The following is a 15,311-nucleotide window of genomic DNA, read 5'->3' as shown; positions in this document are numbered from 1 at the left end:
GTCGGCCGGCCGACGGAACGGCCATCCGGTACGAGCGCACGACCGCGACGACCGTCGCCGCCGCGAGAGTGGCCGCCCACCCGCTCAGGCCGAGCAACGCACGCAACGCCCCTACTCCCGCCCCGACACCGCGCGGAGGCACCCGTCCCCGCGGGTCGTAGACGACGGCGAGGGCGTCCCCGGGGCGGGTGGCCTGCCCACAGCCACGCCAGACTCGCACCTGCAGCGGCACCCCACGCCCGTCGGCCACGGTGCAGAGATAGCGGCTACGGCCGCCCCGCACCGTCCCCTCATCCCGCACCGACGTCACCACCACGGACTGCACCCGCCCCTGCTCCGCCAGTACGACGGCGGCGGCGGCCTGCGGCGCCTGCGCCGCGAGGCAAGCCGCGAGCACGGCGACGGCGCCCACCAGCGCCCGGCCCGCCCGCACCACGATCAGATGGACAACGAGCGCGAGCGCACACACCAGGCCGACCGCGCCGTCGGCCATCCCCGGGCACCCCGTCCAGGCCCCGAAGACGGACGTGCCCACGATGCCCGCGACGGCCAGCGCCGCCGCGAGAACGCCTTCCCCGACCAGCCACCATGGAGGGAGGCCGACGAACTCGGCAGGCCCCCAGACGGTGGCACGCAGATGCCCCATCAGACGGGGCTCCACATCCCGGGACGAGCGACGCCACCAGCGCATGCGCCACTCCCCCTCTCCCGACCCGATGCGGCGAACCGCGCTCGCACTTTTTTTGCATTATGCAAAAGGTCGAGGAGTCCGGGAAGGGCGGGCCCGTCCGCCATTCAGCCGGCGCAGGGCGAAGGCGACCGGGGGCTTACGACTCTCGGGCGACGTCCGCCCCCCAGCCGAGCGGATGCGGCTCCGGATCGTCCATGTCGGGGGCGGGCGGCTCCCCTCCCGCCTCGTTGAAGGCTCCGAGGGCCTCGACGAGCGCCAGCCGCTGCGTCGGCCTGAGCCGTGCGACGATCGCGGCGATCTCCTCACGCCGCCGGGCGGTGACCTCCTCGACGGTGCGCCGCCCCTCGTCGGTGAGCTGCAGCAGGGTCTCGCGGCGGTTGCCGGGGTTGGTCTGGCGGTCGGCGAGCCCCGCGGCGATGAGCCGGTCCACCATGCGCATGGCCGTCGACGGCGCCACCTGGAGCAGTTCGGCCAGGGCGACCAGCTTGGTCGCCCCGCGGCTGGAGAGCACGACGAGCATCCGGAACTGCGCGAGGGTCACTCTCTCCTCGACCGCTGCGATCGAGCGGGCGGAGACGGCCACCAGCAACCGGGACGCGGTCAGCACCGCTCGGGTGACCTCGTCGACATCGTCCATGGCCCCCAGGGGGCTCTCGTGCTGCGGCATACCTCCTTTCTATCGCGCCGAAGCACCTGCTCACTCACGCGTCGCGAACAGATTTTCCCTTCCCATGACCATGGAAGCGCAGCAGGAGCATGGCCGCGTCGTCGTGCGGAGGGCCCGCCGCATGCCGCATCAGATCCTCCCGCAGGGCTTCGAGGGCCAGCTGCGCGTCGGGGTCCTTGAGCAGGTACGCCCGGTCGGCGAGCGGGTAAAAGGCCCCCCGCTCGTCCCGGGCCTCGCTGACGCCGTCGGTGTACAGCAGGAGTTGCGCTCCGGGCTCGAAGTCCACCCGGTAGGGCTCGGGCCCCTCGGCCCCGTGGACACCCAGACCGAGCGGCAGCGCGTAGGCGGGCGGCTGCGGAAAACCCACCGTGCCGTCCTGGCGTACGACCATGGGAGGCGGATGACCGTAGTTCAGGAAGACAGCCCCGCCGGCCGAACCGACCTCGGCGAGAACGGCGGTGACGAACTTCTCACCCTCCAGCTCACGGGCCACGCTGCGCTCCAGCCGCTCCCCCAGCCCCACCAGATCGCTCTCGTCGTGGGCCGCCTCCCGGAAGGCGCCGAGCACCACGGCAGCCGTCTCCACCGCGGCCAGGCCCTTGCCCTGGACGTCCCCCACGATGACCCGGACACCGTGCGGGGAGGCGACCACCTCGTACAGATCCCCGCCGATGCGTGCCTCCGCGACGGCGGAGGTGTAGGAGACAGCCGCCTGCAGCGGGCCGGCCGTCCGCGGCACCGGGCGCAGCAGCACCCGCTGGGCCACCTCGGCGATCGACCGCACGCTGGCCAGCTCGGCCTCGCGCCGCGAGCGCATCACGGCGGCCGCGACGCCCGCGCCCGTGACCCCGACCACCGAGATCAGGGCGGTGAACCCGCGGCGTCCTTCGAAGAGGCCGTCGTACAGGCCGAGAGCCAGGCAGAGCACCAGCGCCAGCACGCCGATCAGTGCGGTACGCCGCCAGCCTCCGACCAGCCCGGCGAAGGCGGGCCCGAGCGAGACCAGCGGCAGGAACCCCACCCCGGGTCCCGCCACCACGTCCGCCACGGCCACCACGCCCATCGCGGTCACCGGCAACCAGGACAGGAGCCGGGATCCGGACGCCTGCCGGCTCATGATCATGGACGTCCTCCTGAAGTGGTCGTGGTGCTCGAGAGCGGCCTTCTCTCTCCGTAGACGCGCTCTCGTATTTAGACTATGCAATGGTTGTTCTGCTGAAGCGGCGCCCATACCGGCCCTTTACCCAATCGAGGCCGAACAGCGGCACCTCCGACGACACTCCTGGAAGGCGACGATGCCCCACAGAGGAACCCATGGCACGCGCCCTCAACTCCCCACCGGCTGGCGGCGCCTGGTCGCGCGCGCACCTGTCCTCCTCTTCCGCGCCGGACTCGGGCCGGTTCTCGGCAGGCGGTTCCTTCTCCTGCACCACGTCGGCCGCACGACGGGCCTCGACCGCCACGTCGTCCTCGAAGTCGTGGCGCACGAGACCCTGCGCCCCGGCTGGACCGTCGCCTCAGGCTTCGGCCCCGGTTCGGACTGGTACCGCAACCTGCGCGCACACCCGAAGACCGTCATCCAGGTCGGCAACCGCTACCACGCCGTCACCGCCCGCTTCCTCTCCCCCGACGACGGCGCCCAGATCATGGCCGACTACGCCCGCCGGCATCCCCGTACCGCCCGCCGCCTCTGCGCGTTCATGGGCCTGCCCGCCGACGGCAGCGAGACGTCGTTCCGCGACGCGGGCCGGGCCATACCGTTCGTCCGCCTCGAAGCTGCCGCCGGACACCGCCCGCAGAGCCGCAGAAGTAGGTGACACCCTCGCCGGAGACATGAATGGAGCCGTATCCGGCGGCGCCTTCCTCCTGCCGGGCGACGATGATTTCCCCGAGCCCGGGGGCGCGTTCCCTACCTCGTGCACACGACGCAGCCAGATCCGCTGCGACTCAAGCGCGGGCAAAGCCTCCCCATGAAGCGGCACATAGACTGGCGATCTTATTTTGCACTGTGCAATGATTGGGTGGGGGAGCCGAGCCGACGGCCGGTCGCCGCTTCGGCGCCCAGGAGTGAAGCTGACACATTTGATGCGGCACGGAACGACGTACCAGCCGTCGGCAGGCCCTCGGAACCGGCCAGAAGGGAGATGGGCAGGCACCGTGACTGCGCCCGAGCCCACCGATCCCGAGAGCACCTGGCTGAAGTTCCTCAACGACAGCGAAGAAGCCATTCGACGCTCCGCACCACAGGAACCCTCAGCACAGGAACGGCTACTTCTGCGCGCCAGCCCCCCTGTCCGCCAAGCCGACTCCGTCGGTGACGTCTGGCAACCGGACGACGACCGTCCCGAACCGGCATGGCAGCACCTGAGCACCCGGGAAAGGGTCCGCAGAGTGCTCCGCGCCCTCGGCGCGGTCGCCGCCATTGTCGCACTGCTGGGAATCTTCTCCTGGCTGCCCCGGGGCGCGCCAGGACTCTCCGAGGAACAGAACACCCCCACGGCAGGACAGTCGGAAAGCATCTTCGAGCCGCCGACGACCGAGGGCGCGCTTCCCTCTCCGCTGCGCCCCCGAGGCAGCGACGAGTAGCTCGGCCCGGCACGCCTGTCGCGGCGACCGTGTGAGAACCCGTCGACCAGCAGACGAGTTTGCCGACACCAATCTCACCCCTGCCACTGTGCACGTCAACGGCCTGCCAATGCCGCGTAAGAACTGCGCCAAGCCGGCACACCTGCTGAGCGCCGCCTGACGGCCCACCAGCCTCTGATCTGGGGCCGTGGCGCGTAGCAGGATCCCTCGCGTGTCGCGGGTACCCGCTCGGGCCGCACCCGCCTGAGCGCGGCCCGAGAGATGAACAGGCTTCAGGTCATTCGGCGGCTCCCCCTTCCGCCGGCAGTCCTGTTCGGCGTCGTCTGCGGACGGCGACGACCCCTCCGCCCGCGATCACGGCGACGGCCCCGGCGAGAACGGCCGTCGCGGTGGTGCGTCCGAGGCCCAGGACGGTGCCGGCCCCGCCGGTGTCCGGCGCGGGCAGGCTCAGATCGGCGCAGGCGGACGGAGGCTCGACGGGCTGGGCGCCGTCCATGACCTCGAACTGGAACGCGCTGGTCTGGGCGTCACCGTCGCCGGCGGTGACCGTGTAGGTGAGGGTGACGACACCCACGGGCAGCGGGGAGACCGCGGCGCACGCGGTGCCGCCGTCGGTGACGACCGGCGCTCCGACCGGGACGGTCGTGCCGTCGGCTCCGACCATGCCGATCTTCGGCGGGACGCCGGAGTTCAGGTCTTTGAAGGTCAGCGCGACGACGTCGGTCCCAGCCGCGACCTTGGCGCCTGGTGCCGGTGTGGCGTTCTCGAGTGCGGTGTGGGCGTACGCGGGTGTGCCGCCGAGAAGCAGCAGCACACCCGCGCACCCGAGCGGTCCTGCCGCCGCCCTCAGAAGTCGAAGTCCGCGCATGCGATCCGGTTGTCCTGTGCCTCGCTGGGGTGGACGACGATCGCGACCGCGTCCTTGCCGGTCTTGCGGGAATTGTTCACTGTCGTCATTCCCATCCCGGACTTGTCGGCGGTGAACATCAGGTGCACCTCGTTGGGGGGCGTGGTCGCGCCGCCCTTCTCGAACCGGAAGTGCTCCCCGCCGTTCTTGGCGGAGCAGTGCTGGGCGTGCAGATGGGCCATGTAGGAGGCGCCGGGCTTGAGACCGGTCAGGGACACGGTCACGGTGGTGCCCTTGGAGCCCTGCGCGAGCCAGGCGCTGCCCGCGACGTCGTCCATGCCCGGCGGGCGGGTGTCGAGGAGCGTGAAGGCGCCCTTGACCACGGTCGCTCCGGGGATTTTGTCGGCGGGGGTGGCGGACGGGTCCCCCATGTCCATCCCCGCCATCCCGTCCATGCCCTTGGCGGAGGCCGAGGAGGCGGCTTGGGCGGAGGCGCGGTCCGCCGAGTCGCCGCCGCAGCCGGACAGCAGGACGGACGTGGCGGTCACGAGGACGCCGAAGGCAACGAGCCGGGGTCCACGGCCGAGGGGCCGGGGGGACCGCGGATCACCGGCCGCGTGTGCGGGCACGGATATGGCGTGGTGCATCAAAGAATCTCCCGATCGATGGGCGGGCTGCGGGCCCCGCCACGACGCGGCGCTTTCGGCGGACACCGAACAGCTCGCGCGCCGGACGAAGGGCACGCCGAGGCCGAAGTGGACGGCCGACGCGCGTGAACGCGCACGTCGGCCATACGCCTGCTCCGGCCCAGCACCCGGGCCCGACACCAGAAAGGGTGTTTCAGGGCCGTACGACGGGCAGGGGGCCGGCAGGCGGACGAACGACTGCTGAACCCGCCGACGGCGGTCCTCTGCGGACGACGGCATGCCTCAGCAGTACGGGAGCGGTCCGCGCCGTCTCCCCCTCGGCCATTGATGCGCATACCGAGGGGGCCCGCCGGTCGAGGGCGGGGTGCGCGAGCACGCGGCAGATGCGTCGCAGCGGCGCGAACAACACCACGGCCAGGGCCCGGCCCACCTGGTGTGCGGCCGCCTCGCCTCGCCACAGCCACAGTCCGCACACGACGGCGGCCAACAGATGCGCCAGGTACATCCCGCCGGAGCCCTGTTGAGCCACGACGGACTCGAGGAGCGCAGCGAAAGGCGCTCCGGGCGTCCCGGCGTGCCCCAGGGTCAGGCCCGCATCCGAATGGTCCATGTGCACGGCCATGCCGGAATGGGAGAACATGATCCCGTGGTCCATGCCCGGGGCTTGTCCGACGGACGGTAGGCCGGCCCGTCCACGGACGAGCACGTGGGCCAGATCGAACAACAGGTGTAGCAACACCTGCGCGACGACGGTGGCACCGACCACGGCGGCGGCCCCGCGTTCCCCGCAGGTCAGCCACCAGGCGCCCCAAGCCGTCCCGGCCAACGCCGATCCCAGAGTCCACCAGGGCAGGACGTCACCGGACATCACGGCGTGGCCCAGCGCCGTCGTCACCACGCAGACAGCCGCGAAGACACCGGCCCGCAGCAGACGCGGGGCACGGGCGCCCTCCCGGTTCTGCATCAGGTGACCTCCCCGGCACACTCCGGCGCCGCGGCACCTCCGGGACATCCGACAACTCCTCGAACCTGTGAGCTTCCCGCTTCATACGGACGACGGCGTGCCCGCGTTCACGCACAGGGTGGTGGCGAGTGCCGCGTCGGCAGACAGCCTGCGACCACCTGGAAGGGGCCTGGAGCACCAACCGGCGGCCACTGGCACCCGTGAAACACCGTCGGGCTCGGTGTCGCGGCGACGCGCGCCTTCGTCGGCACAGGCCCTGGCCCGCTGAGTCGCGACGCCGAGCAGTACCTGCCGGCCGCCTCCCCTCACCAGTTGACGGCGACGGGCCCGCTCCCGGGACAGGGTCGGCTGTCCAGACGTGGGACAGAGCAGTCGCAGGCGAGAAGGTCGGACCAAGCCATGACCGGCCGGACCAGCTGGCCAACCACCTGACGCTCCGTCGGAAGCAGCGTCAAATGAGCGTCGAGACGGATTCCCGTTATGCCCTACGGAGCGTGGGGGAACGCTTGCATCATCTCCCGAGACGCCCACGAAGTCGCAGGTCGAACCCACTCCTCTTGGCCCAGGACACGGTCCACGTGGTGCATTTCGAGGAACACGTCGAGCGCACCCGGACGCGCATGAGCACCCTAAGAAACTGCAGGTCAGCGACCCAGCGCACCTTCGGTGCGCGCCGGGGGCGTGGTGCATGCCGTGCCGTGCGTCGAGGTGCTTCTTGTGTGCCCTGACGTGGGCTGATGCCGGTCCGGGACGCTGGTGGGGTTCGTTCCGGCCGAAGCCGATTGCTCTGTGATGCCGGTGAGCTCGCAGGTCAGCGTGGCGCTGAGGGCCGTCCACGGGAACCGTGGAGTGTTGCTGTGAGCACGGGCGTCAGAATTCCTGTACCACCCTGGCCCTCCCGGAACGGCGTACCGCTTGGCTAATCGGTGAGGGAGGGAGCGGGGGACGTGGACGTGTTGCACGAACGCTGCGCCGGTGTGGACATCAGCAAGAAGGACGCCAAGGCGTGTGTCCGCCGCCCGAGTACGAAACGGCGGGGCTCGTTCACCAACGAGACCACGACCTGGGGCTCGACCACGAACGCCGTGCTCGCCCTGCGGGATCACCTGCTCGCCGCCGAGGTCACACTCGTCGTGATCGAGGCGACCTCGGACTACTGGAAGCCGTTCTACTACCTGCTGGCCGAGGACCTTAACGTGATCCTGGTCAACGCCCGCCAGGTCAAGAACCTGCCCGGCCGCAAGACGGACGTCTCCGACGCCGCCTGGCTGGCCCAGCTCGGCGCCCACGGTCTGGTCCGCCCCTCGTTCGTGCCGCCGCAGCCGGTGCGCGAACTGCGGGACCTGACCCGGGCCCGCACCCAGATGACCCGCGAGCGCGGCCAGATCGTGCAGCGACTGGAGAAGCTGCTGGAGGACACCGGGATCAAACTCGCCGCGGTCGCCTCCGACATCATGGGCGTCTCCGGCCGGGCCATGCTGGAGGCCCTCATCCGCGGCGAACGCGACCCGCAGGCACTCGCGGACCTGGCCAAACGCAAGCTCCGCAACAAGATCCCCGAACTCACCGAGGCCCTGACCGGCCGCTTCCGCGCCCACCACGCCTTCCTCACCCGACTGCACCTGGACCACTACGACCAGCTCACCGGCGCCATCGGACAGCTGGACGAGCGGATCACGGAGGCGATGGCCCCCTTTCGTCCCGCCCTCGACCTGCTCGACACCATCCCCGGCATCAACCAGGCCGTCGCCGAAGTGATCATCGCCGAGACCGGCGGCGACATGGCCCGATTCGCCTCCGCCAAGCACCTCGCCTCCTGGGCCGGGGTCTGCCCCGGCCACCACGAGTCCGCCGGCCGCACCAAGAACACCAAGGTCCGCCCCGGGAACCCCTACCTCAAAGGAGCCCTCGGCCTGGCCGCCTTCGGCGCGGTGAGAACCAACAACACCTACCTGCAGGCCCGTTACAAGCGACTGACCGCCCGGCGCGGCCCGCTCAGGGCCCTGGTCGCCGTCGAGCACTCGATCATCACCGCGATCTGGCACATGCTCACCGACGACGTCCCCTACCACGAGCTCGGCGGCACCTACTTCACCCAACGCGACCCCGAACGCGCCACCCGCCGCGCCATCACCGCACTCAACCAGCTCGGCTACACCGTCACCCTCAACCCGATCGAGGACGCAGCCTGACACCCAGAACCGCCACACCCAGCGACCACCATGGCCACCGGGCAACCAGTCCTGCCCTACACCACCCTGACCTGCACCTATTTACGCGTCAGAGCCCCTTTGCAGCAGGCTCCAGAATCGCCACGCACTCCAAGTTCGACGTCATCGGAAACACGTCACATTCAGCGAGAGATGCAAAAACACCAGCTCAGATGGCATTTCTGAAACTCGGGAAGGGTGCGTCAGGGCCTCGCAGCGTCAAACGAGCGTCACAGCCGAGGGTCGGATTCGCGTTCCGCCAGATACGGGCACGGCGGTGGCTGGGTGGCGTCCCGCCAAGTGGTGTAGCGGATCAGGGCGCCGGAATCCGCAGGTCATCGCCACATCGGCGCGGTTCGAGGCCGCGCATGGTGCTGACGGCAGGTCAGCCGCTGTACGATCCGGGCGCCGTGTCCCAAGGGGTGGCCGACGCGCGGTTTACCGGAACACGTCGAGCAAGGTCGCTTACACCACGAAGCGGGACACGACCTCCGTCACCGCGTGGTGGATCACGGCCGGCCATGCTCTGTGGCTGATGGGCATGGCACCCGGGTAGCCATTGCGCCTCGCCGTGTGCGCCGCATCGGCCGCCCTTATGGTCGCGATCGGAGAGGCCAGAGACTGGCTGATGCCGTTGGGTCTCACGCCGCAGCAGTGGTCGGCGGGCCCCGGGGCCGGACGGTGGTGAAGGCGTTGAGCTTGCGTCCACGGGCCCCGCTCGCATCTACGGGCAGGTGCCGGCGTGTACTGAGGAACGGTGGCGAAGCAAGCGTGCTGCTGCGAGGGCTTCGGGATACGCCACGCCTACCGTTTGAACAGCGGAGGACCCCGGCGTTCGGCCGGGGTCCTCGCGGGTTTCGCTGGGATGGGTCAGTGGCTGGTGAGTTCGCCGGTGAGCTTGCCGTGGAGGTCGGCGCTGGGGTTGTTCAGGCCGATGATCTCCACGGTCTTGCCGCGCTGGGCGTATTTGGTCTCGATCGCGTCGAGGGCGGCGACCGAGGAGGCATCCCAGATGTGGGCGGCGGACAGGTCGATGACGACCTTGTCCGGATCACCTGTGTAGTCGAACTGGCCGACGAGGTCGTTGGAGGAGGCGAAGAACAACTCGCCGGTCACGGAGTACACCACCGTGCTGCCGTCGGGGTCCGTGACTGCGGTGACGTTCGCGAGGTGGGCGACGCGCTTGGCGAAGATGACCATGGCGGTGATGGAGCCGACGACCACACCGATGGCGAGGTTGTCGGTGGCGACCACGCAGATCACGGTCATGACCATGACGGTGATCTCCCCGGCGGGCATCCGCTTGAGGGTCTTGGGAGCGATGGAGTGCCAGTCGAAGGTCGCGAACGACACCATCACCATGACGGCGACCAGGGCGGCCATCGGGATGTCGGAGACGACCGGGCCGAAGACGATGCACAGCACCATCAGGAACGCGCCGGCCAGGAAGGTGGAGAGGCGGGTGCGGGCGCCGGAGACCTTCACGTTGATCATCGTCTGGCCGATCATGGCGCAGCCGCCCATGCCGCCGAACAGGCCGGTGACGATGTTGGCGATGCCCTGGCCGATGGACTCGCGGGTCTTGGACGAGTGGGTGTCGGTGATGTCGTCGACCAGCTTGGCCGTCATCAGCGACTCCATCAGGCCGACCAGCGCCATCGCGAAGGCGTAGGGCGCGATGGTGGTCAGGGTGTCGAGGGTGAAGGGTACGTCGGGCAGGCCCGGCACCGGCAGGGAGGACGGCAGGACGCCCTTGTCGCCGACGGTCGGCACGGCGATCCCGGCGGCGACCGTGATCACGGTCAGGATGACGATGGACACCAGCGGGGCCGGGATCACCGTGGTGGCCTTCGGGAAGAACACCATGAGGGCCAGACCGGCCGCGATCAGCGGATAGACCGGCCAGGGCACGTCGTGCATCTCGGGGACCTGGGCCATGAAGATCAGGATCGCGAGGGCGTTGACGAAACCGACCATCACCGAGCGCGGCACGAACCGCATCAGCTTCGCCACCCCGAGCGCGCCGAGCGCGACCTGGATGACACCGGCCAGGATGACGGCGGCGACGAGGTACCCGAAGCCGTGCTCACGGTTCAGCGGGGCGATCACGAGCGCGACCGCGCCGGTCGCGGCGGAGATCATCGCCCGTCGGCCACCGACGATCGAGATGACCACGGCCATGGTGAACGAGGCGAAGAGGCCGACGGCCGGGTCGACACCGGCGATGATCGAGAACGAGATCGCCTCGGGGATCAGTGCGAGGGCGACGACCAGGCCGGCCAGGACCTCGGTACGCCACACCTTCGGATCGGACAGCCAGTCGGGGCGCAGGACGCGCAGCCGCGCGGCGGGAGTCGCTACGGAAGAAGACAAGGAAATGAGTACCTGTCGTGCTCGGGCACACCCCACTGGCAGGCCGGGTGTGGGGGAGAACGCGGAGGAACCGGGCCGGCACCCCGCGGACAGCCCGCGAGGAGCGGGCCGGAAGTCGAAGAGGCGACGGAGCCGGGGCCTGCGCGAGGGCGCGGCCGAGCAGCTCACATCGAAGGGCGAAGGGTCACGGCGGGCAGGCGGCGGTGGTGGGCGTCATGGGCTCGCGCACACTCTCTCCTGCAAGAATCGGATCTTCGTCGGGGGCGCCATCGGCCCCGGAACGGCAGTCGCGGGGCAGCCGGGACGCCCTCGCCGTCAGTAACTCTACCCTAACGTTAGGGTAGAGGTCGGTGGGGCGGCACGGGGCGCGGTCCCGGCAGGAAGAGAAGGGCCAGGACAGGGGCGTGGACGACAAGCACATGCAGATCGGCGAGGTCGCCGCGCGGACCGAGCTGTCCCTGCGCACCATCCGGCACTACGAGGAAACCGGCCTGGTCATCCCCTCCGCCCGCTCCCAGGGCGGCTTCCGCCTCTACACCGAGACCGACGTGCAGCGGCTCATGGTCATCCGCCGCATGAAGCCGCTCGGCTTCACCCTCGACCAGATGCGCGACCTCCTGGACGCCACCGACCGCCTCGACCACGAGCCCGGCCCCGACGCCGGCGAGCGCGAAGCCCTGCTGGAGCGTGTGCGCGAGTACGAGCAGGCCGCCACCGAGCAGGTCGAGAAGCTTCGGATCCAGCTGGCCCGCGCCGAGGACTTCGCCGCCACCCTCGGCGCCCGCCTGCACCAGACACCGTCGGCGTCCTCCTGACGACCGGACACAGCCACCGACCCGTCATGTCCTGCGCAACCGGCTGCAACCGGTGAAGACGACGAGCGCGACGACGGCTCCCGCCTCGGTGGCGAGCGCGTCGGCAAACAGCTTGTCCAGATGCGGGCGAAGGCCGTCGACCAGGGCGAACACCACGCCCGAACCGCTGAGTCCGGCCACCACGCCCGCGCCCCAGCGGCGGTGACGGGCCCAGAACCACTGGGCCAGGAGCATCACCACCGGCGCGGAGACCGGCAGATGTCGCTCCCCCAGCAGGGCGAGTACGGCCCAGGCCGAACCACACACCGCCGAACACCACGTGAGCATCCAGGCCGTCTCACCCCACGTCACCGGCCTCGCCTCGTCCACCACATCGCCCCTTCCCGCCGACGACGACATTGAGTCACGGTCGGCCGGCCAGTCGCCATGCCGGTTACGGGCACGGACCGTGTATGCCTGACTGCCGTACGACGGCAAGACCGCATGCTGCATGGAGACCCGAAGCCCGCCACCGCACAAGCAGCAGCGAGTTATCAAGGCGGGCATTTCCACCTTCGTCCGTCCTCGTGCATTTCCCGCACAGACCACTCCAGGCCCTGCTCAGGAGCCGTCCCATATCCCCAGACGCTTGAGCCTGCGTTGCCGGAGACACTCTGACGCTGCCGTGAGGCCGAAGACTAGGCCCAGGAACAGCCCGAAGAGCACAGCAACCAGGAGGTTCTCGACTTCCTCGCCATCAGGCGGCAGCAGCAAGAAGAAGAGCGTGACGGGGGCGGCCACGCACAGCCCGGCCTTGACCGGATGTCGGGCTACCCACTTCTGAAACCGAGTCGGACGCCGCTGCCCACCCAGAGCCCGATCCACGGCCCAAAACGCATTACCCAGAGACCGCCACCAATTCGCCACGGCAGAAGGACATGGCAGCTGATCGGCTGGCCCTTGGTCAAGGCTCATGGTCGAGCATGCCGTCCGGTACTCCGCTGTTGCTGGCGTTGCACGACCCACCGGACCAGCGGCAGCAGCACCAGCCACACCACCAGCATGACCGGTACGTTCGTGAAGTCGCCCACGACCAGAGCCGGGAGCGCGCACAGCGCCGCTCCGGCCGCTTCCTTGCCCCGCGTCACGAGTATGGCGGGCAGGCCCCTCACGGCGTGGCGCCCGGACAAGGACACGGCCGTGCCTCCCGCGTACAGGCCGTACGCGCCGCCGCAGATCACCGCCAAGGCGAGCGCGCACACGAAGACCGGCTCCCCCTCGGGAGTATCGGCGGTCTCCTGGGAGACCTTCCCCTGCCGCACCTCGGTCGCGTAGTCCCGCCACATGGTGACCGTCACACCGTCACCGGGACGCAGGCGCTTGAGCAGCGGCTCCGAATCGCCCATGTCGATGCTGCGGGGCACACGGGCCGGGCCGTCCAGGTACAGCGTGTACTCCGACGACTTGACCTGCTCCCTGATCACCGTACGGGTCACGGTCGCATCGAACGAGCGCAGGCAGTCGTCATGGGAAGAGGACGAGGCGCTGCACGGCGTAGCGGCGCCGAACACCTTCTCGTCCTCGATCAGGCCCGGCACGACGGACAGCCCCGCGGCACCGAGGAGGAGCATCGCGATACCGGTCAGAGCCGCGCACAGCCCCCACACGCAACGCCAGAGGGTGCGCCGCTGGACGGTCCCCGGCTCGGGCTGCAGCCTGATGCGCTGACCCGCGGACCGGTTCACTGCGGCCGCCGCTCATGAACGGCCCGGTCCCGACGGCGCTCCCGCCGCCGGGCGACGAAGGCAACCAGGATCGAGCCGACTATGAGTGGCCAGGCGATCCAGCGAGCTATCTCCGCCATCCGGCCCGACTCCCCACCGGCCATCAGGGTCATCGTCTCAACGGCGATGGAGATTCCCAACAGGACAAAGCCGAGTCCCCAGGTACGGACCACCCACACAGGCCCCTGGATCGGTTCCGATGGCCGGCGCGGCCGGAGCACGGCCCAGCATCCCAACCCCACGCACCCCAGCCCCACGGCCACCATGAACACGTCTACGGCCCTGTCGAACACATCGGTCACTGTTCCCCGCCTCGCAATCCCATTTCCCGCGGCCCAGAAGCCAGGGGCGCCCCAAGCCGGCACAGCCAGACCGGCCAAGGCTTCGGCTACGTCGAGGCGATGACCCTGGAACTCGACCGCCTCGCCCCCTCCTTCGCACGGTCGGGGACCTGTCGAACGCCGGCGTTCTGGTCGTCGAGGGGTATACGGAACTGATGAAGGACGACTTCGCGCAGATCGCCGGATCCACCGCCGGGACGGTCGCGAAGTTCGCCAAGGACACCTCCGGGATATGGGGGTTCCACGAGATGGTCCGCGGGTTCGACAGCGAACCGGTGGTCTTCAGCGCGGAGATGGGCTCCGCCCCGCAACTCTGAGCGGGCGACAGCACGAAGAGCTGGCAGTCGGCCGCGGACCGGTCAAGGGCGCACGGCACCCCGCCGCCCGACGGGGGCGGCGGGTCGGGGGCGGCTCCGCCCCCACGAGGGCTCGCGGGGCCAGGAAGCCGGATCGGCCTCGTCGACGGGGGGGGCGACGAGGCCAGGCGGAGCATAACGCACAACCTGATGCTTGTGCGGATCCCGTGAAACTTGCTTGACGATTGAAGTATGCGGGTCCGAATGAGGCGCGCCGTTGGGCGGACGTGGCCTCCGCCGCCCTCCGGCAACCTCCCCCAGCGCCCCGCCTACGAAATTGAGGCCGCTCTTCCCGGCTCAGGAGCGTCTGGCGCGGTGCAGAGTCCGGCATCAAAAACACGTAAAGATTGCCGGGAGCTGGCAATGCCAGGGCCGGCCCACGCATGTGAGCATGCAGTAAGCGGTGCGGTGGCACCGAGGAGAGGCGGTGTAGACGGATGGGCTGGTTTCTCGGTCTCGGCATCGTCGGACTCGTCCTACTCGTGCTGACTCTCGTCTTCGACGGCGTTCTCGAAGGACTTTTCGACGGCGTCGGCGTGCTGGACGGTCTCTTCGACGGGCTGCTCTCGCTTCCGGTCGTCGCCGGATTCGTCTCCATGCTCGGTTTCTCCGGTGCGATCGCCATGGGCGCCACGGGTGTGGGCGCGATCGGTGCGACCGCGATCGGCGTGCCGGCTGGGCTCGCCACGGGGTGGCTCGTGTACCGCCTCAGCCGGATCCTCATGCGAGACCGGTCTGGTGCGGCTCCGCGCGACGTCGATCTGATCGGCGTCTCCGGATCTGTGGTGACCCCGATTCCGTCCGACGGCTACGGCGAGGTGCTGGTCCACCTGGCCGGGCAACCGGTGAAACTTTCCGCGAAGAGTCCGTCGCCGGTCGCTCGGGGGGCCGAGGTCTGGGTGGAAGGGACGCTGTCTCAGACAGCTGTGTCCGTACGCCCCGTGGAGCGCTGACCGCACGGCACCGCCGCAACTCCCGGCGCATCGGCAGTGCCGGTGCCCGTTTCTTCACACGAATCCGTATCGATCCGCCGTCCCCTGGGAGGGCTGAG

General features: G+C 69.8%; 15 protein-coding genes. 6 read left to right on the top strand and 9 right to left on the bottom strand.

Annotation, left to right across the window (positions count from 1 at the left end; genetic code table 11):
• The 3 genes from ACN6LD_RS05740 to ACN6LD_RS05730 form a co-directional block, all read right to left on the bottom strand.
• On the bottom strand, positions 1–691 hold a 691-nt coding region (locus tag ACN6LD_RS05740), incomplete at its 3' end, for a hypothetical protein (RefSeq protein ID WP_445042637.1).
• A 136-nt stretch (positions 692–827) separates the two neighbouring features.
• Positions 828–1,358: a MarR family winged helix-turn-helix transcriptional regulator gene (locus ACN6LD_RS05735; RefSeq protein ID WP_334450254.1), complete on the bottom strand. Its 531-nt coding sequence runs from the start codon at positions 1,356–1,358 to the stop codon at positions 828–830.
• Positions 1,359–1,392: 34 nt separating this feature from the next.
• Positions 1,393–2,481, bottom strand: a complete 1,089-nt coding sequence (locus tag ACN6LD_RS05730; RefSeq protein WP_445034322.1) for a PP2C family protein-serine/threonine phosphatase — start codon at positions 2,479–2,481, stop codon at positions 1,393–1,395.
• A 172-nt stretch (positions 2,482–2,653) separates the two neighbouring features.
• Between ACN6LD_RS05730 and ACN6LD_RS05725 the strand changes: the two genes are divergently transcribed.
• Both ACN6LD_RS05725 and ACN6LD_RS05720 read left to right on the top strand, forming a co-directional pair.
• Entirely contained in the window at positions 2,654–3,175 is a 522-nt protein-coding gene (locus ACN6LD_RS05725; protein ID WP_445034321.1) for a nitroreductase family deazaflavin-dependent oxidoreductase, read from the top strand.
• A gap of 340 nt (positions 3,176–3,515) precedes the next feature.
• Positions 3,516–3,944, top strand: coding sequence for a hypothetical protein (locus ACN6LD_RS05720; protein ID WP_445034320.1), 429 nt, complete (start codon positions 3,516–3,518; stop codon positions 3,942–3,944).
• Positions 3,945–4,221: 277 nt separating this feature from the next.
• Here the strand turns inward: ACN6LD_RS05720 and ACN6LD_RS05715 are convergent, their stop codons facing one another.
• The 3 genes from ACN6LD_RS05715 to ACN6LD_RS05705 all read right to left on the bottom strand — a co-directional run bounded on the left by ACN6LD_RS05715 (position 4,222) and on the right by ACN6LD_RS05705 (position 6,402).
• Positions 4,222–4,758 (bottom strand): copper resistance CopC family protein, encoded by a 537-nt coding sequence (locus ACN6LD_RS05715; RefSeq protein WP_445042636.1) that lies wholly within the window; start codon positions 4,756–4,758, stop codon positions 4,222–4,224.
• Positions 4,759–4,790: 32 nt separating this feature from the next.
• A complete protein-coding gene (locus ACN6LD_RS05710; RefSeq protein ID WP_445034318.1) occupies positions 4,791–5,339 on the bottom strand; it encodes a superoxide dismutase family protein in 549 nt (182 codons plus the stop codon).
• Positions 5,340–5,631: 292 nt separating this feature from the next.
• Positions 5,632–6,402: a hypothetical protein gene (locus ACN6LD_RS05705; protein WP_445034317.1), complete on the bottom strand. Its 771-nt coding sequence runs from the start codon at positions 6,400–6,402 to the stop codon at positions 5,632–5,634.
• 947 nt (positions 6,403–7,349) lie between these two features.
• Between ACN6LD_RS05705 and ACN6LD_RS05700 the strand changes: the two genes are divergently transcribed.
• Positions 7,350–8,594 carry an IS110 family RNA-guided transposase gene (locus ACN6LD_RS05700; RefSeq protein ID WP_445034316.1) on the top strand — a complete coding sequence of 415 codons (1,245 nt, stop codon included), beginning with the start codon at positions 7,350–7,352 and terminating at the stop codon, positions 8,592–8,594.
• 888 nt (positions 8,595–9,482) lie between these two features.
• Here ACN6LD_RS05700 and ACN6LD_RS05695 read toward each other — a convergent pair.
• Complete coding sequence (locus ACN6LD_RS05695) at positions 9,483–10,985, bottom strand: SulP family inorganic anion transporter (RefSeq protein WP_445034315.1); 1,503 nt, start codon at positions 10,983–10,985, stop codon at positions 9,483–9,485.
• Positions 10,986–11,389: 404 nt separating this feature from the next.
• Between ACN6LD_RS05695 and ACN6LD_RS05690 the strand changes: the two genes are divergently transcribed.
• The gene (locus ACN6LD_RS05690; RefSeq protein ID WP_445034314.1) at positions 11,390–11,800 is read left to right on the top strand and encodes a MerR family transcriptional regulator; all 411 of its coding nucleotides are present in this window, start codon (positions 11,390–11,392) and stop codon (positions 11,798–11,800) included.
• A gap of 24 nt (positions 11,801–11,824) precedes the next feature.
• Here ACN6LD_RS05690 and ACN6LD_RS05685 read toward each other — a convergent pair whose 3' ends face one another.
• Complete coding sequence (locus ACN6LD_RS05685; RefSeq protein ID WP_334450239.1) at positions 11,825–12,169, bottom strand: hypothetical protein; 345 nt, start codon at positions 12,167–12,169, stop codon at positions 11,825–11,827.
• 581 nt (positions 12,170–12,750) lie between these two features.
• Complete coding sequence (locus ACN6LD_RS05680) at positions 12,751–13,524, bottom strand: hypothetical protein (protein ID WP_445034313.1); 774 nt, start codon at positions 13,522–13,524, stop codon at positions 12,751–12,753.
• A gap of 535 nt (positions 13,525–14,059) precedes the next feature.
• Here ACN6LD_RS05680 and ACN6LD_RS05675 point away from each other — a divergent pair.
• A complete protein-coding gene (locus ACN6LD_RS05675; RefSeq protein ID WP_445034312.1) occupies positions 14,060–14,221 on the top strand; it encodes a hypothetical protein in 162 nt (53 codons plus the stop codon).
• A 476-nt stretch (positions 14,222–14,697) separates the two neighbouring features.
• Positions 14,698–15,213 (top strand): hypothetical protein, encoded by a 516-nt coding sequence (locus tag ACN6LD_RS05670; protein ID WP_445034311.1) that lies wholly within the window; start codon positions 14,698–14,700, stop codon positions 15,211–15,213.
• Positions 15,214–15,311: the final 98 nt, after the last annotated feature.

This window comes from Streptomyces sp. SAS_272 (assembly GCF_052543235.1).
The sequence above is the reverse complement of the archived record's forward strand: the minus strand, read 5'-3'. Positions and strand labels throughout refer to the sequence as shown.

Excerpts from the sequence above, each read along its gene's own strand:
- ACN6LD_RS05735 (WP_334450254.1), bottom strand. The coding sequence starts at position 1,358 with ATGCCGCAGCACGAGAGCCCCCTGGGGGCCATGGACGATGTCGACGAG.
- ACN6LD_RS05730 (WP_445034322.1), bottom strand. The coding sequence starts at position 2,481 with ATGATCATGAGCCGGCAGGCGTCCGGATCCCGGCTCCTGTCCTGGTTG.
- ACN6LD_RS05725 (WP_445034321.1), top strand. The coding sequence starts at position 2,654 with ATGCCCCACAGAGGAACCCATGGCACGCGCCCTCAACTCCCCACCGGC.
- ACN6LD_RS05705 (WP_445034317.1), bottom strand. The coding sequence starts at position 6,402 with ATGCAGAACCGGGAGGGCGCCCGTGCCCCGCGTCTGCTGCGGGCCGGT.
- ACN6LD_RS05675 (WP_445034312.1), top strand. The coding sequence starts at position 14,060 with ATGAAGGACGACTTCGCGCAGATCGCCGGATCCACCGCCGGGACGGTC.
- ACN6LD_RS05670 (WP_445034311.1), top strand. The coding sequence starts at position 14,698 with ATGGGCTGGTTTCTCGGTCTCGGCATCGTCGGACTCGTCCTACTCGTG.